At 66.7% G+C, this 19,323-nt stretch carries 15 protein-coding genes and 2 pseudogenes; 8 read left to right on the top strand and 9 right to left on the bottom strand.

Annotated features, from left to right (window positions below; all coding sequences use genetic code 11):
* Positions 1-803, top strand: a protein-coding gene (locus tag ABZX65_RS22545) for an IS5 family transposase (RefSeq protein ID WP_355342768.1) whose coding sequence is annotated in 2 segments (ribosomal slippage) — positions 1-342 and positions 345-803 — 801 coding nt in all. Because the reading frame shifts where the segments join, the coding sequence is not laid out codon by codon here.
* 707 nt (positions 804-1,510) lie between these two features.
* Here ABZX65_RS22545 and ABZX65_RS22540 read toward each other — a convergent pair.
* The gene (locus tag ABZX65_RS22540; protein ID WP_355342765.1) at positions 1,511-2,098 is read right to left on the bottom strand and encodes a TetR family transcriptional regulator; all 588 of its coding nucleotides are present in this window, start codon (positions 2,096-2,098) and stop codon (positions 1,511-1,513) included.
* Positions 2,099-2,171: 73 nt separating this feature from the next.
* On the opposite strand from ABZX65_RS22540, the gene ABZX65_RS22535 reads away from it, so the two are divergent.
* Positions 2,172-3,002 (top strand): class I SAM-dependent methyltransferase, encoded by an 831-nt coding sequence (locus tag ABZX65_RS22535; RefSeq protein WP_355342762.1) that lies wholly within the window; start codon positions 2,172-2,174, stop codon positions 3,000-3,002.
* Between the two features lie 230 nt (positions 3,003-3,232).
* Here ABZX65_RS22535 and ABZX65_RS22530 read toward each other — a convergent pair whose 3' ends face one another.
* Together ABZX65_RS22530 and ABZX65_RS22525 are read right to left on the bottom strand one after the other, a co-directional pair.
* On the bottom strand, positions 3,233-4,000 hold the full coding sequence (locus ABZX65_RS22530) for a transposase (RefSeq protein WP_355342759.1): 768 nt from the start codon (positions 3,998-4,000) through the stop codon (positions 3,233-3,235).
* Between the two features lie 683 nt (positions 4,001-4,683).
* Positions 4,684-4,878, bottom strand: a complete 195-nt coding sequence (locus ABZX65_RS22525; RefSeq protein WP_355342756.1) for a hypothetical protein — start codon at positions 4,876-4,878, stop codon at positions 4,684-4,686.
* Positions 4,879-5,377: 499 nt separating this feature from the next.
* Between ABZX65_RS22525 and ABZX65_RS22520 the strand changes: the two genes are divergently transcribed.
* The 3 genes and pseudogenes from ABZX65_RS22520 to ABZX65_RS22510 form a co-directional block, all read left to right on the top strand.
* Entirely contained in the window at positions 5,378-8,791 is a 3,414-nt protein-coding gene (locus tag ABZX65_RS22520) for an RHS repeat-associated core domain-containing protein (protein ID WP_355342753.1), read from the top strand.
* A gap of 40 nt (positions 8,792-8,831) precedes the next feature.
* Positions 8,832-9,044, top strand: coding sequence for a hypothetical protein (locus ABZX65_RS22515; protein WP_355342750.1), 213 nt, complete (start codon positions 8,832-8,834; stop codon positions 9,042-9,044).
* 299 nt (positions 9,045-9,343) lie between these two features.
* Positions 9,344-9,559, top strand: a pseudogene (locus ABZX65_RS22510) (helix-turn-helix domain-containing protein); the annotation flags it as partial.
* Between the two features lie 49 nt (positions 9,560-9,608).
* On the opposite strand, the gene ABZX65_RS22505 reads toward ABZX65_RS22510, so the two are convergent.
* From ABZX65_RS22505 to ABZX65_RS22490, 4 genes are all read right to left on the bottom strand, one after another.
* Positions 9,609-9,920 (bottom strand): hypothetical protein, encoded by a 312-nt coding sequence (locus ABZX65_RS22505; RefSeq protein WP_355342891.1) that lies wholly within the window; start codon positions 9,918-9,920, stop codon positions 9,609-9,611.
* A 262-nt stretch (positions 9,921-10,182) separates the two neighbouring features.
* Entirely contained in the window at positions 10,183-10,626 is a 444-nt protein-coding gene (locus tag ABZX65_RS22500) for a hypothetical protein (RefSeq protein WP_355342747.1), read from the bottom strand.
* The gene (locus ABZX65_RS22495; protein ID WP_355342744.1) at positions 10,623-10,793 is read right to left on the bottom strand and encodes a hypothetical protein; all 171 of its coding nucleotides are present in this window, start codon (positions 10,791-10,793) and stop codon (positions 10,623-10,625) included. The genes ABZX65_RS22500 and ABZX65_RS22495 overlap by 4 nt, the downstream gene beginning before the upstream one ends.
* Positions 10,794-10,972: 179 nt before the next feature.
* A complete protein-coding gene (locus ABZX65_RS22490; RefSeq protein ID WP_355342867.1) occupies positions 10,973-12,211 on the bottom strand; it encodes an IS701 family transposase in 1,239 nt (412 codons plus the stop codon).
* Positions 12,212-12,392: 181 nt separating this feature from the next.
* Between ABZX65_RS22490 and ABZX65_RS22485 the strand changes: the two genes are divergently transcribed.
* Both ABZX65_RS22485 and ABZX65_RS22480 read left to right on the top strand, forming a co-directional pair.
* Entirely contained in the window at positions 12,393-12,617 is a 225-nt protein-coding gene (locus tag ABZX65_RS22485) for a hypothetical protein (protein WP_355342741.1), read from the top strand.
* Between the two features lie 494 nt (positions 12,618-13,111).
* Positions 13,112-13,300: a hypothetical protein gene (locus ABZX65_RS22480; protein ID WP_355342738.1), complete on the top strand. Its 189-nt coding sequence runs from the start codon at positions 13,112-13,114 to the stop codon at positions 13,298-13,300.
* A gap of 62 nt (positions 13,301-13,362) precedes the next feature.
* Here ABZX65_RS22480 and ABZX65_RS22475 read toward each other — a convergent pair.
* Positions 13,363-14,496, bottom strand: a pseudogene (locus ABZX65_RS22475) (IS110 family transposase); the annotation flags it as partial.
* A 478-nt stretch (positions 14,497-14,974) separates the two neighbouring features.
* Here ABZX65_RS22475 and ABZX65_RS22470 point away from each other — a divergent pair.
* On the top strand, positions 14,975-15,502 hold the full coding sequence (locus ABZX65_RS22470) for a hypothetical protein (protein ID WP_355342735.1): 528 nt from the start codon (positions 14,975-14,977) through the stop codon (positions 15,500-15,502).
* A 2,440-nt stretch (positions 15,503-17,942) separates the two neighbouring features.
* Here the strand turns inward: ABZX65_RS22470 and ABZX65_RS22465 are convergent.
* A complete protein-coding gene (locus ABZX65_RS22465; RefSeq protein ID WP_355342732.1) occupies positions 17,943-18,170 on the bottom strand; it encodes a hypothetical protein in 228 nt (75 codons plus the stop codon).
* Between the last annotated feature and the right edge of the window lie 1,153 nt (positions 18,171-19,323).

Genomic DNA, 19,323 nt, shown 5'->3' with positions numbered 1-19,323 from the left:
ATGGCCTTCGTTGAGGGGCTGGTGCCAGAGGGACTATGGGATTTGTCCCGGGCTGTGAGACCGCAGGTCCCCACGCGGCCGCAAGGCAGCGGTCGTCGACGGATCGACGATCGCGCGTTGCTCGCCGCGATCATCTTTGTCGCCACGTCAGGGTGCACCTGGCGGCAGCTGCCGCCTGTCTTCGGTGCCTCATGGCAGACGGTCCACCGGCGGTTCTCCGAGTGGACCGCGGCGCGGGTGTGGGCGAAGCTCCACCGCCTGGTGCTGGACGAGCTCGGCGCCCGCGGGGAGCTGGACTGGTCGAGGTGCGCGATCGACTCCGTGAACATGCGAGCCCTCAAAGGGGGGAGCTGACAGGCCCGAATCCTGTTGATCACGGCAAGAAAGGCTCGAAGATCCACTTGATCACAGAACGGACAGGTCTGCCCCTCTCCATCGGCATCTCCGCTGCCAACACCCACGACAGCCAGGGTCTCGAACCCCTCGTCCGAGGCATAGCGCCCATCCGCTCCCGCCGTGGACCGCGTCGCCGCCGTCCGGCCAAATTGCACGGAGACAAGGGCTACGACTACGACCACCCGCGGAAATGGCTCCGTTCTCGGAACATCACGCCGCGCATCGCGCGCAGGGGCATCGAATCTTCCCAGCGTCTCGGCCGTTACCGCTGGACCGTGGAGCGGACGGTGGCCTGGCTGTCCGGGTGCCGTCGTCTTCACCGCCGCTACGAACGCAAGGCCGAGCACTTCCTCGCCTTCGCCGGCATCGCCGCGACCCTCATCTGCTACCGGAGGTTGACCAACTGAGACGATCTCTAAAAGGCCGTTGTCTTTCCCCATCGGATCGCTGACTTTCCGCTGGTCAGGCGTGGCGTCGTGAGTTCCGTGGCCGACAGGACAAGACATGTCGTCTCGGTCGTGGAGGTTCGGTGATGTCGTCGGCAGTGGGTTCGCCGGAGGATCGTGAGGGGGACGTGGGTCCGGCAGCGGGTTGAGGCGCCCTCACCGTCGTTGAGGGGTGGGGCGGTGCCGGGGACGGTGATGCCGGCCAGGGAGTGAAGGCATGGGGGTGGCGGCGCTGACGCCGGACCATCAGCGCGTCGTCGGGGTTCTGGCCTCCCTCGATGAGGCAGATCGAGCTCGGCAGGACAGGGAACCAACGAGGCACCTGCGCTGATGAGTTGAGACGTCGAACACCTCCCTCAACGGCACGGGTGCCTCGTGCGTCGCACCCTCGCCGCCATCACCCCATCGGCGGCCACTCTGAAAACGCTCACTGAAGTGCCGCTTTTCTCCGGCACGGCAGGCTCTCCGATGGGGCGGGATTCTCTGCATCTCTGGCGTGAAGAGGGACTCGGGCGGAAAGGTGCGGGCGCTCACACCGGGGCGTGCGGGGGGAAGAGAGCGCCCCCTTATTCCGCTCTTTGCTTCTGACTGCGCCTCATGCTGCTCCCGGTACGATTCATCTGGGAGCTGTCTGCCGCTGGCGGCGGCGTGCGGCCTGTGCGCTCAGGTCACGATGGGAGTGGTCGCAGGGCGCTGGCGACGACGGTGGTCACCATCTTGTGGACGGCGGCGGTCTGCGGTGGGGCGCTTGTCCGGTCGGCGAATAGCAGGTGCCCGGCCCCGACGAGGGTGGGGGCGAGTGTGTCGATGTCGGCGTCACCGGCCAGACGCCCCGCCTCCCGCTCGGCGGTGAGGTATGCGGCGATCATGGCGGTGCCCTGCATGGCGAGTGGGATGCCGGTCAGACCGGCCTCGCGCAGCCGGGCACGGAGGCCGTCACGGAAAGTGATGAGCGCGACGATCGCCACCGTGACCGGCCCGAACAGATCCTGCAGCGCGTCGGCGAGGTTGTCCACCACGCTCCCGGTGCCGGCGGCCGCGCGCAGAGTCGTGGTCCGGTCCTCGATGCCGCGGACGCGGTCGAGGACCAGTCCTGCCAGGAATGCGTCGAAATCGGTGAAGTGCCGGTGCAGCACACCCTTGGCGCAGTTCGCCTCCTCCGTGACCGCCCGGCTGGTCAACGCGTAGGGCCCGTCCCGAAGCAGGACACGCTCGGCGGCTTCGAACAGCTGACCGCGCACGTTGTGGATGTGCACCCCTGACGGCATTGTCTCCCTCTCCGCGCCGCTCTGCCTTAACTAGTGGGCATGCGCCCACTAGTGTGGGCGCATGCCCACTTTATCGCAGGGACAGCCGTCCGAGTCCGGCCCCGAGCCCCACCGCCACCGGCAGACAGCCGAGTCGTTCGGAGTGGACGCCGAACGCTACGACCGCGCCCGACCGCCGTATCCCCAGGCCCTGGTGGACAGGATCGTCGCGGCAAGCCCCGGCCGGCACGTCCTCGACGTCGGAGCCGGGACCGGCATCGAGGCCCGGCAGTTCCAGGCGGCCGGCTGCACGGTGCTCGGTGTCGAGCCCGACGAGCGGATGGCCGCCTTCGCGCGACGCAGCCGTATCGAGGTCGAGGTCGCCACGTTCGAGGACTGGCAGCCGGCCGGGCGGCAGTTCGACGCGGTCATCGCCGGCACCGCCTGGCACTGGGTGGGCCCCGTCGCCGGCGCGGCCAAGGCGGCCCAGGTGCTTAAGCCCGGCGGCCGACTCGCCCCCTTCCACCACGTCCCCCAGCTCCCGGCCGAGGTGATCGACGCCCTCGCAGAAGCACTCCAACGGGTCGCCCCCGATTCCCCGTTCAACCCCGGCCTGCTCAGGGGCTCGGCCGTGGACGCCTACCAGCCGCTGTTCGCGAAAATCGCCGACGGGATCCGGCAGACTGGCAGCTTCAGCGAGCCCGAACAGTGGCGCTTCGCCTGGGAGCGCACCTACTCCCGAGAGGAGTGGCTCGACCAGCTCCCCACCTTCGGCGGCCTCACCCAACTCCCCGCAGACAAAATGGCGGAGGTCCTGGACAGCGCCGGGACCGCGATCGACAAGCTCGGCGGCCACGCCACCATGCCCTACACATCCATCGTGATCACCTCCACCCGCTCCCAAACGCCGTGACCGCCGCAACACCGGGCGCGAGTACACCGATGAGCACAGCAACGTTCCCGGGGGAAGCGGGAAGAAGACTCGCAAGAGGGGAAGTTTCTCCGGCCCTTTGCCCCGGGCCGCGGCCATCATCAGCAGCAGCGCCCCTATCGCGCGCATCGAGGCGGAACGCCGACACTCAGGGAGTAAGGGCTGTCCCGCAATTGATCTTGTGCGCTCCTGGTTGCCGGTCGGCCGTCCGATCAGCGGGCCTGACGAAGATTGTGCAGGTGGGCGATACCCAAGATCGCGTAGTGGACACCGTCACCCTTGAGTCGGCAGTCGCGAAGGATCTTCCAGGTCTTCATGCGCGCGAAGACGTGCTCTACACGAGCCCTGCCCTGTTTGTGGGAGCGGTTGTGCTCATGCTTCCATCCGCACAGTTCGCCGCCCGCGGGCCGACGATGCGGGACCACCAGGCCAGTGCCCTGGTAGCCGCCGTCGGCGATGGTCGTGGTCCTGCCGACGGCTGCCTTCGCACCCGATTCTGCCCATGCCTTGCAGTCGTTGCGGTTGCCCGGCACTGGTCGTCCGACCGCAACGACCAGCCGTGTGTCAGCGTCGACGACCACTTGGTGATTGGTCGCGTACCTGTAGTTCTTGGACTGCTCGGCGATGCTGTGATCGCGGGTAGGCACCAGTGTGCCGTCCACGATGAGCACGGTGCCGGCGTGGAACCGCTGCCGCTGCTTGAGTGCCAGCAGCGGCCCGATGTGGCCGATTATCCGGTCGGCGGATGACTTGGAGATACCGAACAGTGGGGCGAGCTGCCGCAACGTCAGGTTGGTCCGCCAGTACGCGGTGACCAGGAGTACCCGCTCTTCCAGCGGCAGTGACCAGGGACGCCCGCGGCGAGTTCGATCGGCGCCTTCTCGGCGCGACAGCGTGACCAGCTTTCGAAAGTCGCGCGAGCGCAGCCCGGTGAACGGGGGTATCCAGGACGGCTCCGCTGCCGTGATCATTCCCGCCACAGCGGGATCTTCTCAAGGCGAACCACGCCCTGACCGCTCACATGGCCAGCGCGGCTTGCCGCGTCGCCGCGGCGCTCAGGTCGTATCGCGCTTCGCGGCCGACGGAGAGGGCGGTTGCTCGTCGCGGCTCTCTGAGGTGAAGGCGTCGCGTCGAGCGAGAGTCACCGACAGAGGCAGGCCCAGCCGCTCGGCTGCGCGGCGCCGGACACGCACCTGAGCTCGGGTCCGGGGCCGGAAAGAGGGGAGCCGTGAGCAGCCGCAGCCGGGGTGGTGATCGTAGGTCAGCCCCTCCGCGAGCACAGTCGCAACAACTGACCATGCCTTCGTGTCGCGTCGCCGGGGCGCAGCAAAGTCGTAGCCGGCGAAGACGAGCTGTTCACGACAGCCAGGACAGATGCGCTTCCGGATCGGCCATGTGGTGCCTTTGAAGGAGAGCCGGCACGCGATGCACACGTAGTGCCGGAAGGCACCGTTGAACGCGTGGTAGCACATGGTCCGAGAGGATACGCATCGTCCGCGGGCGGGCCCAACCGGATTCCTAGAGCCCGATCTGGCCAGTCGGCCGCCCGGTCAGTGTCCGCGCCACCACACGATGGGCCGGACGCACAAATAGCGGGACAACCCTTACGAGCTCGTGCATGGTTGGCGGTGGCGCGTCGAGGACCGTGGGTCGGCGGTTGTGCTCACCTTTGCGTGCTGATCGCCGACGTGGCGGCCTGCTGGTGGGAGAGCAGTGCGGCGACGGCTTGGATGATGTCGCTCATGTCTTCGCGGCGGCCGTGGTGGCGGGCGAGGGATCTCCAGTTCTTCATATGGCCGATGCCGTGCTGGACTCGGATGCGGCGTGAAGAATGGGCCTTGCGCTGACGCTCGTGCATCTCCTCGTACCACTCGGGCGCGTTCTTCTTGAACTAGCCCACTCCTGTGCACAGAACCTTAAGAGAATCGCAATTGCGTGCGATTCCCGGATTGAGTGGGCTTATGCCGTGAAGAACGTCACCCTGGGCGATGACGCGGTCGAATCCTCGGTCGACACGCCAATTAGCGCTGCGACGTGTTGGATTGGAGCACCATTGCTCTGTCGAAACCGCGGTGCATCGCGCGAAAGATCTTGAGGTGACCGAATGCCATCACTGTCACGCATCGCATTCGTTTGCCGGAGAACAACGTTCCACTGCCGGGCCCCTCCAGGATGTTTCAGGCGTGCCCGCCGACTGGTGCGGCACGGACTGTGATGGGGGTGGGCTACACGTGCGGAAACGCATACTCGGCCGCTGGGGAGCGGTTGTTGGTGTGGTGACCACGGGGGTGGTCATCGCGGCGGGTGCGCCGGCGGTGGCTGCCGCGCCGGACGTTCCGACGCAGGCTGTTGCGCTGGTGGACAGTGTGAAGCCGGTGCTGACGGCGAAGGTGTCGAGCCCGTCGGGCGGGCAGGTCACGGCGAAATTCTTCGCGGGGACGTATGCCGCGTACGGGGCGTGGGATCTGGTCAACGGCGGTACGGTGACGGTCGCTTCGGGCTCGGTCGCCCGGCTGACGCTGCCGACGTCTATGCCGATCGGTACGGAGTTCGACTGGCAGGTGCAGGCCTGCCAAAGCGGCACCTGCTCGGCGTTGACGACGCTTCAGGACACGCATGTCTCGCCGATGCTGGGCGCGGGTGCACGGCCGGGTGCGACGCGGCTGTCGTTCTCCGCCGGCGACCATGTCTCGGCGCAGGTCGACGTGGGCTCGGGGAACCTTCTGGTGTCCACCAGCGATCTGACGCTGCCCGGGATCAACGGCGATGTCGGTCTCGGCGCGTCGTACAACAGCGAGTCGGTGGGATCCGGGTTCACCTCGACCTCGGCCGCCGCGGGGTACGGGTGGTTGCTGACCCCGTACGACGTCTCGCTGACGGTGCATGAGGAAGGATCGGTGACCTACCGCGGCCAGGCCGGTGTAACGGGCCTGTTCGTGTCCAGCGGCAGCAGCTTCACCGCGCCGGGCGGGTTCAAGGCGGACCTGGTCAAGAACAGCGACGGCACCTACACGCTGACCGACCACGCCAGCCAGACCAAGCAGACCTTCGACTCCGCCGGAAAACTCACCAAGATCACCGACCGCAACGGCAACACCACCACACTCGGCTACAGCGGCAGCCTGCCGGCCTCGATCGTGGCCACCCGCGGCACCACCAGCCAGCGCACCGGCGTCTATGCCAATGCCTCGGGCCATGTGACGACGCTGAAGCAGACCGCCTCCGACGGCTCGGTCCGCACCGTCACCTACACCGTCAACAGCAGCGGCGACCTGGCCTCGGTCAAGGACACCCTCAACCGCACCACGTCCTTCGGCTACACCGCCCACCAACTGACGTCGATCACCAACCCCGGCGGCGGCATCACCAACTTCACCTACGGCGCCCGCGGGGTCACCTCCGTCACCCAGCACAACACCGCCACCGGCTCCCCCGGCGACTCCATCACCCGGCTGTCCTACCCGACGGCCACGCAAACCCTGCTGGCGGCGCCGAACACCAACCAGGCCCAGTCGGTCGCTACGGTGCCGCACACCACCTACGACCTCACCTCGGACAACACCGCGCACGTCACCAAGGCCACCGACGCCGACGGCAACGTCCGCTCCAAGACGTACACCGCGAACTTCGACACCTCCACCAGCACCGTCGGGTCCGGCAGCGGAGCCTCGACCTCGTCGAACGAGTACAACGCCAACGGCGGCGAGTCGCTGACCAAGACGACCTCCCCCACCGGCTCGTCGCAGTCAGCTCTGTACGGCAACACCGCTGCCGGGACGAAGTACCTGCCCTCGGCGTCCACCGACGCGCAGTCGAACAGCAGCTCCTACCACTACTCCGGTGCCGGGCAGCGCGACCAGACCACTGACGCCAACGCCGCGGTCGCCAAGGTGACCTACAACAGCGACGGCACCGTCGCCACCTCCACCGACCCGGGCAACAGCACCAGCGCCACCTACGGCTATGACTCCGCCACCCACCAGGCCACCTCCGTCACCCCGGTGACCGGCGGCTCCCTGGGCGGGCAGACCTTCAGCTACGACAAGTACGGACGCCTGGCCACGGCCAAGGACGGCCGGAACATCACCACCACCTACGGCTACGACGACGCGGACCGCATCACCTCGGTCACCTACTCCGACAGCACTCACGCCGTCGGGTACACCTACGACAGCTTCGGCCGCGTCCGGACCCGCACCGACGCCACCGGCACCACCACCTACACCTACGACGACCTCGGCCACCTCGCCACCCGCACCGCCACCTCCGGCGGCGGCACCCTCACCTACGGATACGACAAGTCAGGCAACCTCGTCACCCTCACCGACGCCCGCGGCACCGCCACCTACACCTACGACGACGCAAACCTCCTCACCCAGCTCATCACCGCAGCGCCGGCCTCCACCAAGATCCGCTTCGCCTACGACGACCACGGCCGCCGCACCGACACCTGGTACGGCACCGACAACAACCACACCCTCTACAAAGCCCACGTCCACCAGGACTACGACGCCTCCGGCCGCCCCTCCCGAGTCTGGGCCGACCAGGGCCCCGCCACCTCACCCACCCGCCAGTTCGACGTCACCTACTGCCGCACCGCAGGCGGCACACCCGGCGCCACCTGCTCCGCCGCCACCACCGACGACCGCAGCCTCCTGCAGTGGTCTAAGGACAACCTGACGGGGAAAACGACGACCTACGGATACGACCCGGGCAACCGGCTGACGTCAGTGGCGACTTCGGGGGGTGGGACCACGTACAGCTACGGCTACGACGCACGCGGCAACCGCACCACCGCCACCGGCGCGATCACCCTCGCCCACAACGCCGCCAACCAGATCACCACCAGCGGCTACACCTACGACGCCGCCGGGAACCTCACGAAAACCCCGTCACTGTCCTCGGTCACGTACAACGGTGCCGGACAGATGACCGCGGCCACCACACCGGCCGGGACCGGCACCTACACCTACGCCGGCACCAGCCAGACCGAGCTGACCCACCAGACCACCGACACCGGCGACAACATCGACTACGTCTACGGCCGCCCCGACGGCAACGGCCAGCCCGTCATCGAACAGGTCACACTCGACGCCGGCACCGCCTACATCGACCACGACCCCACCACCGGCCAGCCCCTGGTCCTGCGCACCACCACCGGCACCGAGGCGTACTACATCATCGACGGCTTCGGCAGCCCCGTGGAATTCATCAACCAGTCCACGGTCACCTCCACCGTCTACCAGTACGACCCCTACGGCGCCTACCAGACCACCACCGCCACCGGCTCCGCGGCAGCCCAGAACCCCTACCGCTTCGTCGGCGGCACCTACGACCGCACCACCGGCTGGATCAAATACGGCCAACGCTGGTACAACCCCACCACCGGCCGCTTCACCAGCCAGGACGCACTTTCGTTCCTCGCCGACCCCGCCCAGGGCAACCGCTACGCCTACGCAGGCGACGACCCCATCAACAACACCGATCCCACCGGAAAGAATGTTCTGGGCGATCTCGTCGATGGTCTGGACAAGATCAAGACCGTGTACGAAATCGGTACAAACATCCGCAGTGGCAACTACGTGGGTGCCGTCGCCTCACTGGCCGGAGAAGCCGCGGGTGCCATGACAGGTGCGACCTGCGCATCGATCGCAGTGGGATTCGGAGTAACAACCGGCGTGGGCGGACTTGCAGTGGGAACTGGCTGTCTCGTTGCCGAAGGATTTGCCTCCTACGCTGGCGAGGATTTTGTCAATAGGGAATTCGGCTAAACGGCAAGAGGTCGAATTCACATAGAGAGGAGATTTGGCGATGATCGGATTCGTCATATTTGCGACCGCACTTGGGCTAATCTTCATCGCCTTGGCTCTTTTCGCTACAAATGGACCTGCCAAGGCGGCCACTCGGCATAGTGGCGAGGCGGCAGGAAAAACTCTCAAGTTTGTCAACCGCACCCTTTTCATGTGGGTCGGTGTTCTCAGTCTCGCCGCCGCTATCTACGCCTTGGTCGCGGGAAAGCGTTAGTAGAAGAGCAGTGAAATCCAGCTAGGGTGACGTTCCCTTGCAAGGGAACGTCACCCTAGTCAGGGGCATCTCGACGCTTACGCCGACCGATCGCATGACATCAAGCTGAGGCTCTGGTCGCACGCCTGTCGAGTCGTATCGGAAGCGCCATCAAGTGGAGCCGGGGCTATAGTCTGCTTTCTTCGGAATGTGTCGATATCGTACGACCGGCTCGGGTGTCGTGCAGGGTGGGCGACAGTTTCGGTCACGCGATCTAGTGTCCTGAGTCGGTAGTTCACTTGCGGTTGTAGGCTAGGTCGGTGCCTGGTCCTAAGCCGTTGCCGTTGGACTTGTCTGCTCACGAACGCCGTGTGTTGCGGGGCTGGTTGCGCAAGCAGACCGCCTCTCAGGCGCTGGTGTTGCGGTTGAGGATCGTGTTGGCGTGTGCGGAGGGCTGCTTGAACGCGCAGGTTGCGGATGACCTGGGTGTCTCTCGGGAGACGGTGCGTAAATGGCGGTGCCGGTTCGTCGCCGGCCGGCTGGAGGGTCTGGTGGACCGGCCTCGTTCAGCGGCGCCGCGAAAAATTACCTGTCGCAGGTCGAACTGCTCCCAACGCTCGCGTGTGAAACCGCTAGGAAGTTCCGCGCTTCCTGTTCGCCCAGGAACGCGGCCCGGTCGCTCTCCGACTCCTGAATCTGCCCCTCCAGGTCGGGAAGCATCTGGAAGAAGTCAGCCGGCTGGATCGTCCCAGCGTTGTACGCCTCTTTGAGAAGGCGCTTCCGCTCCAACAAAGAGTCGAGAGTGCCCTGTTCGTGCCAGATCCGAATCTCCGGCCTCTTGGCCGCGTACTGCTCCGAGAGCACCTTCAGGACGAGTTCGATGATGGCTTCATCCACCTTGTCCATCCGCCGGGCGAGACCGCGACTGTTGGACGAGTTGCACGAGTAGGCGCCATGCGGCGTCCTTTGGGTCACTGGGTTCCCGACCAGGGTAGACGCGCAGATCTCACCTGACAGGTTCACTCTGCCGCACCGCAGGAAACCAGACAGTTGGTACTTCCGAGTCTGCTGCACTTCCTTGCGGCGGGCGGCTCGCGACCTCCTTGCTGGCGGCCGGCCTGATGCAGGGGCTGCGGCGCTGCGAGGTCTGCTGCGGCGCTCATGCCCGGCTAGAGAGAGGAGTTCGAAGCTCCACGCGGAGTCGGATCGAGGTGTCGATGGGCAGTCCCGTGGTGGAGTGGCGAAGCTCCTTCGAGTAGTTCGCAATGAGGTCGAGATCCCGCAGCTGCCGCTGCAACTCGGAAGCCAGCGCTTCGTCCGTATCAGGGACGAGTTCGCCTTCTTCCTGTTCGGCGGGGTACTCCAGGTGTTGGTCAATGGCGTCCACCGCCCGGCGGCTGGTCCAGTTGGCGAGGTCGTAGCAGCCGAACAGATAGGCGTGCGCGGCATCCAACGTCGCAGTTGCGGCCGCCTCGTCCGCGTCATCGGGGCCGTCCTGCCCGTCGTTGTGGCAGTACTCACTGAGCATGGACTCGGCGACACCGCGCTTCACCGCCGAGAAGGCCGTCGTGTCACCGAGGACGCCGTCCCATACCGAGTTCAACAGGGGCGAAGGCCCATGGTGAACGGCGCCTGCTCGTCATCGGGCAGGGCCTCGTGCCAGCTCATGAGCCGTTCCGCAACGCCAGCAGTGAACACGCCACGCTCGCCGGTCGACGCCGCCTTCAGCCGCTCCTCCACCAGTACCGAAAGCTCCTGCCACCTGTCCATACGAGCCGTCCCCGAGTCGTGAAACCAGCGTGCTCACGCTGCCAACCTCGATCATCGCATTCACCACGGACAACGCATCAGGCGCGGATCCCTGGCACGAGTTGCGGGATACAGCTGACACAGCTTCCCCGTCCACGGACCAGATCAGCTGAGACTAGTACGGCAGCTGTAGATCGTGATCATGGTTGAGCTGCTGCTTGTCTCAGGTAGTGGCTGTCGCGGGCGCGAGCTTGGTGGCGTCGTCGCCAGTGGGACCAGCGGAGGCGGTGCGCTGCAGCGTGGGCGGGCCGTGCGATCAGTCTGTTGAACAGATGCGCGATCTCGTTGCTGCTCAATGGGATCAGCCCGTCTGGTGCGGGCCGGTGAGTGCGTTCGTCTGCGGTGACGACGGCGAGGAAGGCGTGCGCGAGCATCGCGAGGGTGACCCAGCGGTGCCAGGACGTCCACCGGCGGACCTGGTGTTCGTCCAATCCGGTCAGTTCCTTTCCCGTCTGGAAGGTCTCCTCGACCGTCCACCTGCGCCCGGCTACCCGTACGAGTGTGGACAGTGGCACGGCGATGGGCGAATAGCAGCGGTAGAAGGCGAGTTCGCGAGTGCGCCGGTTTCGGCGGACCAGGAGTTGGTGGTGTCCGGGGCGGTGATCGGCGATGTGGACCACGGCCCAGTCGTAGAAGCGGTGGCCCTTCGCGCCGGTCCCGGCGGAGAGCTTCTGCCAGGCCCGCTTGGGCATCTTCTTGACCAGCGCGGACGCCCGCAGTCTTCCTCCCCTCGTGGCGATCTGGTGGTCGCAGGCGACCGTGAGGACGTAGCCGACCTCGCGGCGTTCCAGTGCGGTGCGAAGGGTCGGATTGCCGCCGTAGACCTCGTCACCTGCCACCCATCGCGCCGCGACGCCGGAGTCCAGGGCGCGGGCGATCATCTGTGCGGCCAGAGCGGGCTTGGTGGCGAAGCCCACAGCGGCGGGTATGCCGGCCGCCCGGCACCGCTGGCGGTCCTCGGTCCAGGAACGCGGGACATACAGCTCCCGCTCGATGGCGGCGTGTCCGGCCCGCGCGGAGTAAACGAGGTAGACCGCTACCTGCGCGTTCTCTATTCTGCCCGCGGTGCCGGTGTATTGGCGCTGGACGCCCACCGTCGCGATGCCCTTCTTCAAGTCGCCGGTCTCGTCGACGACGAGGACCGCCTCTTCGTCGCGCAGGTGGTCCACCACGTAGGTGCGGATGTCGTCGCGGACCGCATCGGCGTCCCACTTGGCACGGCCCAGTAGGTGCTGCATCCCGTGGGGGGTGGTGTCTCCGGCATGCTCCGCGATCGTCCAGCAATTCTTGCGCGGCAGATCCGACAGCAGCCCCAGCACCAGCGAGCGGGCGCGGCGGCGGGGTTCCACCCGGGCGAACCGACCTGCGACGCGGGCCATCAGGCCCTCGAACATCACCTGCCATCGTTCAACGTCTACGCTGTGACCTGCGGCCACTGCTTGATCCTTCGTTGTCTTCACAAACCACGATGATCTTCGGTGGCCGCGCTGTTGCCCAGGCAGGCAGATCACGACCCTCGGCCCTGGACTACCGGGCTCCGCCCGAGGTTGGAAAGCCCTGATGAGTCGCTACGAGTTGAACGAGCGCGAGGCCTTCGTCGCCATGTCGCGGTTCGTGTGGCAGTTCGCGAACCGCGCCGGGGACGACCTTCTCACGCTCCTGGGCGACATCGGCATCGAGGCGGACGGCGGAACGACAGACCCCGCTGCCTGGGAGGACTGGATGAGGTGCGTTCGTTCGGTCGTCGACGGCGCAGAGGACTCAGCAGGCGGGTCGGCAGGATAGAGGGCCACTCGAAGGACAAGATCACGATCTACAGCTGCCGTACTAGGGCCAGATCGCTTGAGACGGGACAGTTCGGTGAAATTGCTCAACCTTCGCTGCGAGTGCCCTGCGCGATGGAACTTAGCGTGTGTCACCGATTCCTCATGCCGTATGTCAAGCCCCGCTGGCCCTCGCGAGCGCCGTCGCCTAACCCCCAGAGGCATGGAGTGACGGCCTCTATCATGATCGGGACGAGTCGTTGGGGAGGAGGGATCCGAACGTGGCATACCAACTCACGTTCTTCTGTCGATCAGGCGAGGAGAGCGGGCAGGCAGCGATCAGCCGCCTCCTGGACGAATCCTGCCTGTTGGTGATCTTCTCTTGACACAACGGTCTGGTCCCTATGGGACGAGGTTGCCGTGTGCTCGCTGGCGACCAGGGGACTCGCCGGACATCGCGCGGCTGACTCGCTAGCACTTGAGGTCCACGTATGAGCGGATTGGATCGCGGAGTCGGTGATCGCTGCATCACCGGAAAACGAACAGGGCATCTGGGGCTGCGACATGCTCGCAACGATCACTTTCACCGGGGACACTCCTGACTGGCCGCTCGTCAACCGCATCTGGGTGGCATTGATCCGCCTCTGGAACGCCATCCCTTGGGATGAGATGTCCGGATTCGAGATGGCAGAGGGCATGCCGTAGATCGAAGCCGTGCGGGCGCGTCCAAGAAGTATGTGGGGTTGGTGACTTACCGCGCCGCAGGCTCAGCGCGTCGTAGCCAACTCCGGCGTCCCAGCCCGGGTTGGCTGATGGCAGTGTTGGTCGCGCAGGAGAGTCCAGATGACGTTGACCCGTCGCCGGGCGAGGGCGAGGACGGCCTGGGTGTGGCGCTTGCCCTCGGCGCGCTTGCGGTCGTGGAAGCGCCGGGATTCCTCGCAGCGGCGGATGCTGATCAACGCGGAGGTGTGGAAGACCCGTTGGAGCTTGCGGTTGTCGCGTTGCGGGCGATGGAGGTCGCCGCTGATCTTGCCGGAGTCGCGGGGCGCGGGCGCGACTCCGCCGAAGTCAGCGAGGCGGTCCGGGCTGGCAAAGGCGGCCATGTCGCCGACCGTGGCGGCCAGGAACTCGGCTCCGAGGATGGGGCCCAGGCCCGTCAGGCTGGCGAGGATCTTGGCACCGCGGTGATCACGGAACCGGGCCGCGATGAGCTTGTCCATCTCGGCGACCTGCAGGTTGAGGGCTATGACCTGGGCGGTCAGGGTATGGACCATCCGGGCTGCGGTCTTCTCGCCCGGGACGCTGGTGCGCTTGCCTGAGGCGGCCTCCAGCGCCGCCTCCACGATCTGGCCGGCACCACGAACGCCGCGATTCCGCAACCAGCTCGCCAGCGGTTTCGTGCCCAGGCGACGCAGGGCGGCCGGGGTCTGATAGCCGGTCAGAAGCATCAACGGCCCGGCGTCAATGAGGTCCAGGACCCGGTCCAGCGCGGGAAAGATGCCGGTCAGGTGGATGTGGAGGCGGTTGACGGTGCGGGTGCGGTCGCCGACCAGGTCCGAGTGGTGGGCTGTGAGGAGCTTGAGGTCGGTAGCGGTCTCGTCGCCGGTCCGCAGGACCTGCAGGTTCCGGCGGATGCGGGTCTGGTCTGCGGTCACCGCCGCGTCCTTGGTATCAGTCTTGTCCTCGCCGCGGTAGCCCTCGGAGGCACGGTTGATGGCCCGTCCGGAGATGCAGAAGGCGCGCTGGCCGTGGTTGAGGAGCACCGCGATCACCAGGGCAGCCCCGCCGTCGGCGAGGTCGATGCCCCGCGTCACCTCGTCGCCCAAGTCCAGGATGTCGGCGGGGAGATGGAGCAGCTCCGGCTCATCCTTGGCGACCCGTCGAGACAGCAGCCGGCGGCCACGCGGTTCCTCCGTGCGTCGGGCTGTGCGGACGTACCACGGAAGACCTCGCTGTCGATTCCCTACGGAGCGACCGTGCGCATCTCCTAATTGGCAGCCGAGCCGTCGTGGGGTGTCGTGTGGCCAGTCGATGGCAGCCACAAGCGGCAGAAGTTTGAAGCCACACCCGACACCCCTGGGCGGGCCAACCGTACGAAGGGCTGGCCCGGACCCGTGCCACAACGTAGGGAAGTTCGATCGGCGACGTCCGGGCAACAGGTCTCGGATGCGGGTGACGTGTACGTACATGTTCCGTATGTAGAAGCGGACTGGGTCACCGCCGAAGACCTCCAGTGTCCGGCCGTCGAACGAGTAGAACCTGGTGCCGACCGTGATGATCACCTCGGGGTGACTGCTCGTAGACGATGGCCGCGCCGGACAGGCTGCACATGTGGATAGGCCGTCGGCCGATGTCAGTGGGGTGGGTTCTACTGGGGTCATGAGCGAGAACACGGGTGAGAGTGCCCTCGGTGAGGACGAGGACGCCGCGTTCTTCGACCGGCTCCGCCGGTGGCAGGCGCGTTACGACGACGGCGCCATGGTCGGGCCCATGCCCCGGTGGTGGCCCTGGCCGCTGGAAGAGGTCACCTTCGACGACGGCGACCCGGACAGCGGGCTGATCGTCATCGGCCTCGAACCGGTGCTGGCACCGCGGCACAGTGCCGCCGAGGCCGGGCGGCCGTACGCGAAGCTGGCACGCCAGCCCGCGGGCGAGCCGCCCTACCGCTTCGGCTGGGCCGGCCTGGCCTGGGGGCTTCCGCCGCTCACTGAGGAGGAGGCCGCAGAGCTGGAAGCGGAGCCGCTGGACCCGGTGGTCGCGTACAGCTGGCACGAAGCCGACTGGCAGTGGCACTTGTTCACGAACGGAGGGCAGCGGCGGCTGACCGCCGCCGAAGTGACCCGTATACGCGAGAACCTGGACCACGATCACCGGTTCCCGCCGGGCTTCTCCTCTTTCCGGCTCTGACGCTTCCAGCGATGCAGCTGTCGCCGCTGAGCGCCACCGCGACCGGCACGTGTGTGTCAGCCCGGTGCCCGACTCCTGACTGGTCGACCGGCATCGACATTGACCCGCGTCTGCCGCCGCCGTTCACCCCGCACGGCCGCCGCCCGGCCTGGTACACCACCCCGACCATCGCCCACGCGCACGAACTGATCGGCCAGTTCGCGGTGCCAGGAGCACAGCACAGCGTCGGCAGCCGCCGCAGACCTCGTTTTTCTGCCCGCTGGGCGTGCACGGCCAGCTCCGTCGGTGATCCGGCACCTCGTGCGGGTTGTCCCAGCGCAGGGGCTTGCCATCACCCGGCGCTGACACGGCTGGCTTCACAAGACGGCACAGCGGAGCTGCGCGCCCGGTGTCGCAAGAATCCCCCGAACCGCCCTTCACCGTCGGGCGCACGGCGGTGGGGCTGCGGGGGGCGACGGGGGAGGGCAGCTCGGGCGGGGCGGTGACATCGTGTCGGCCGGGACCGTGTCCGCTGGCACGGGGACACGCCATGGGCCGCTGACCTCCCAGGCCTTTCCTGTGTCGACGTCGATTTCATACCTGTGCGGCACCGCAGCATCAGAGGGTGGGGAATCATATGACTGATAGCGGAATGAGCCATTCCTTCTGGGTGCAGCCGAGGGAACACTCAGCTTCGGATGGCCGGGACGCTCTCTTCCCGCTTCGTCTCCTGCGCCTGCCGCCCGCTGCGGGTTCCGATTCTCCATGGAGCCGTGGGGGTGGGCGCTCGTGCATCCGACCAGTGCAAATAGAGCGGCACTCAAGATCACCCCGAAACGGGTTAATCTCGGAGAATCAGCTACTGTCTGAAATGCGCTCGCGTTAGACATATGGCCTACCGATGCGTCTTTTTGTATGAGACCGGGGAAGCGTCTTCTGGGCGCCTCGCACGCCGCCGTACGCCGACTCCCCGCGCTGGAACGCCCCATGGTCGGCGTTGTTGACACCAGCGACGCCGGACGCTACGTCGGTGACGGAGGGTCAGTTGTCTTCCTGAGTCCCCCGGGGCGGCGACCGTGACGGCATCGTCGCGGTTGAGGGAGTTTGAATGGTCGATCATGAATGCGGGCATATCAGCAACGGGTGATGACGCCCTGGGCGCCCTGGCTGACGCAAGCTGGGGCAACGGGAGTTTTCCTTCCTGATTCGCGTGCTCCTCCAGGGAGGACCGCACCTCCCCGTCGACTCGGTCATTCCTTTGGGCCGGGGCGGAAATTCTGTCAGATGAGGGCCGTTTCCGGTTGCCCAGGTTTCCGCAGTTGGGGCGGTTCGGGGCAAGGGCCTGCGCGCGGGCAGAGTGCGTGCGAGCTGTGGCCGCCGGTACCCGTCGAGGAGTGCGTCCCGCCGGGATCCGGCGTATGCAGGCCGGGTACGGCGGACGGTCACCCGCAGGTGCCCGGCGCATCCGCCCCCGCTCGTAGACGGTGACGTTGAGATGTGCTGGCAGGGTAGTCACGGTGACCTGGACTGCCTGGCCCGTATTCGTGTAGGCGGTGGAGATGATCTCGATCGCGAGGAGCGAGTCGTCGCCGCTCAGGCCCCCGACGGGTGGCCTCCACCGGCTGCGTCAGCCGTGGACGGAGTTCGTCGACGACACTCGACACGGTGTGGCCGGGGCCGGCGAGCGTCTCGGTCAGATTCTCTGGCGTACGGTCGTCCTGCATCCAGGCGCTGCCCCGGACAAGCCGCAGCGGTGCCGTCGTGTCCACCGTGCGGATCACGGTGTCGTTGACGAAATAGGTCCATCGCCGGACAGCGGCCTGCTCTCCTTCCTGCATGCCCAGGCGGCGGCACACGTGGTCGGGAGCAGGTCCGATTTCCGGTTCCTGGCCGCGGACTTCGAATCCCTCGGCGGGCGTCAGGCCGCCGACCCGCGCGGGCACCGAAGCCGAGAGAGCCGGGAAAACCGCCTGGGGGCGTACGGGACTGCTTCCCAGCCGAACGGCCACGCGCTGGCTCCCCTCCCGCTGCGGACGACGCTCAGGGTTTTGAGCCGTTCCACTGCCGCTGCGCGCGCGACGCCGTGCCGCGGTCGCCGCCCCGGCTGGCACCCCGCCTCACCTGTCTTGACAGGTGAGGGGTCGTGTTGAGGCACCTGTTCGGTCGACGCCGCACACCCAGCCGGACCATGCGGGGAGGAACCCGTTCGACGACACCGAGTTCCTCCGTGAGCACCCGCATGGTGTGGGCGACATTTCGTGTGAGTGCGTGCGTCGGCACCGCAGGGTTGGAAGACGGGCGGGCCGTATAGGCTGCGAGGTCATCGCTCGCAGGGACTAAACGTACAATCTTGGGCCAGTACAAGGGCGTCACCTTCAGCCAACCGTCATCACGTATCCGGAAGAAGGGGTAGTAGAGGCCGTGTGCCCGGATCGCCTCGCTCATGACACGACGATATGGGTTACCTGCAATTGGTGGATGGCTTCTTCTCCCGCTTGTGGCCCTCGTCCTCGGCTCGTGCCGCCACGTACTCGGTCCAGTCGCGTCTGACGTAGGCGACCCAGTGGATCGCGGTGTGGCGGTGCGTGCCGGTCAGGTCGGCGAGGATGGGGCTGGGGAGGTTGGTGGCGAGGGCGGAGGTGCGGGCCGCGCGGCACGAGATTCTGTGCCGGTTCAGCTTCTGTGTCATGGAGTGCGTCGAAATCGGCTTCCCCGGGACCAGACCCGCGAACAGCAGTGGTGGACCTGGAGTGGTCTGAGCGAACAGGGCTCGGGGGACGGACCATGGTTCGTCGGCCAGCTGCTGCAGCAGCCCGACCAGTCGTGGCGCCACCATCCGTATGCGCCCAGGACCTTTTTGCGGTTGCCCGCAAGTGCCGTCAGACCCTGAGCCTGATCACCGGCTTCGAACAGGCACTCGGCCGCAGTGCGGGCTCGGGCGACCGTCTCGTCCGTTACGGCAGGGGACCAACCGGGGACCACACGCGGTGCGCGGTAGTGAGCGATGGACGCATAACTAGGCGTAATGCGCGGGGGATTGGTCCCGAATGGCGGGGAAATTCCCTTGGCCTTCGCGACTGGGGGTCAAGGGGTCGCAGGTTCAAATCCTGTCGTCCCGACGGTGCACGAAGGGCCCGCTGGACTGGCATTTAGCCAGGCCAGCGGGCCCTTCGGGTTGTCGGCAGCGGTTTCCATGTGATGAGGCGTCGGAGGCGGCGCTGGGTGGTCTGCGGGGAGCCGTGGACGGCGATCAACCGGAGGACGTGCAGGGGGACTCCGGCGTCCGGCGTCCAGGTCGGGCCGGTGTGTCTCAGGTCGTGTCGGCGCGGGTGTTCGTAGCCGAGGGTCTGGACGATGTCGTCCCAGTGGGTGGCGTCGCGCAGGACGGTGGTGGTGATCCGTCCCCGGTGGGGGCTAGCAAAGAGGCCGGCGTCGGAGTTGGTGGCAGGTTACCTCGGCCCCCGGTGACTGAAAATCTGTGATGGCCGGAGTAGACATTTGGTGGTGGCGTGGGTACGGTTTCTCTTGTACCCAGAGAGACAGAGGGCCCGGCAGAGACGAACTGCCGGGAGGCAGTACGCACATGACGCAGGTCGGTACGGTGGTGGAGTTCCAAAGCCAGGGATGTTGCCAGACGGGCGATGGGACTGACGACCGGACCGGGCGGCCCGCAGTGATCAGGGGCCGCCGTGAGAAGGACCGCAGCGGTAGCAGCGGTAAGTGCAGTGTGCGGTAACCAGCAGCGAAGTCAGTGAGCAGTACCTCGGTGAAGGCGTCGGCTGCGGGCGCGCGCACCGGGAGGTTCGGCAGTGGGGTTCCAAGCCAGAGAAGACGCAGGACGG

The sequence above is a fragment of the Streptomyces sp. NPDC003300 genome, from assembly GCF_040610915.1.
In the GTDB taxonomy this organism is placed as follows: domain Bacteria; phylum Actinomycetota; class Actinomycetes; order Streptomycetales; family Streptomycetaceae; genus Actinacidiphila.
This window is presented reverse-complemented; position numbering and strand designations above follow the sequence as displayed.

Excerpts from the sequence above, each read along its gene's own strand:
- ABZX65_RS22515 (WP_355342750.1), top strand. The coding sequence starts at position 8,832 with ATGATCGGATTCGTCATATTTGCGACCGCACTTGGGCTAATCTTCATC.
- ABZX65_RS22525 (WP_355342756.1), bottom strand. The coding sequence starts at position 4,878 with ATGCACGAGCGTCAGCGCAAGGCCCATTCTTCACGCCGCATCCGAGTC.
- ABZX65_RS22470 (WP_355342735.1), top strand. The coding sequence starts at position 14,975 with ATGAGCGAGAACACGGGTGAGAGTGCCCTCGGTGAGGACGAGGACGCC.
- ABZX65_RS22490 (WP_355342867.1), bottom strand. The coding sequence starts at position 12,211 with ATGGCCCGCGTCGCAGGTCGGTTCGCCCGGGTGGAACCCCGCCGCCGC.
- ABZX65_RS22465 (WP_355342732.1), bottom strand. The coding sequence starts at position 18,170 with ATGACACAGAAGCTGAACCGGCACAGAATCTCGTGCCGCGCGGCCCGC.
- ABZX65_RS22485 (WP_355342741.1), top strand. The coding sequence starts at position 12,393 with ATGAGTCGCTACGAGTTGAACGAGCGCGAGGCCTTCGTCGCCATGTCG.
- ABZX65_RS22535 (WP_355342762.1), top strand. The coding sequence starts at position 2,172 with ATGCCCACTTTATCGCAGGGACAGCCGTCCGAGTCCGGCCCCGAGCCC.
- ABZX65_RS22495 (WP_355342744.1), bottom strand. The coding sequence starts at position 10,793 with ATGGACAGGTGGCAGGAGCTTTCGGTACTGGTGGAGGAGCGGCTGAAG.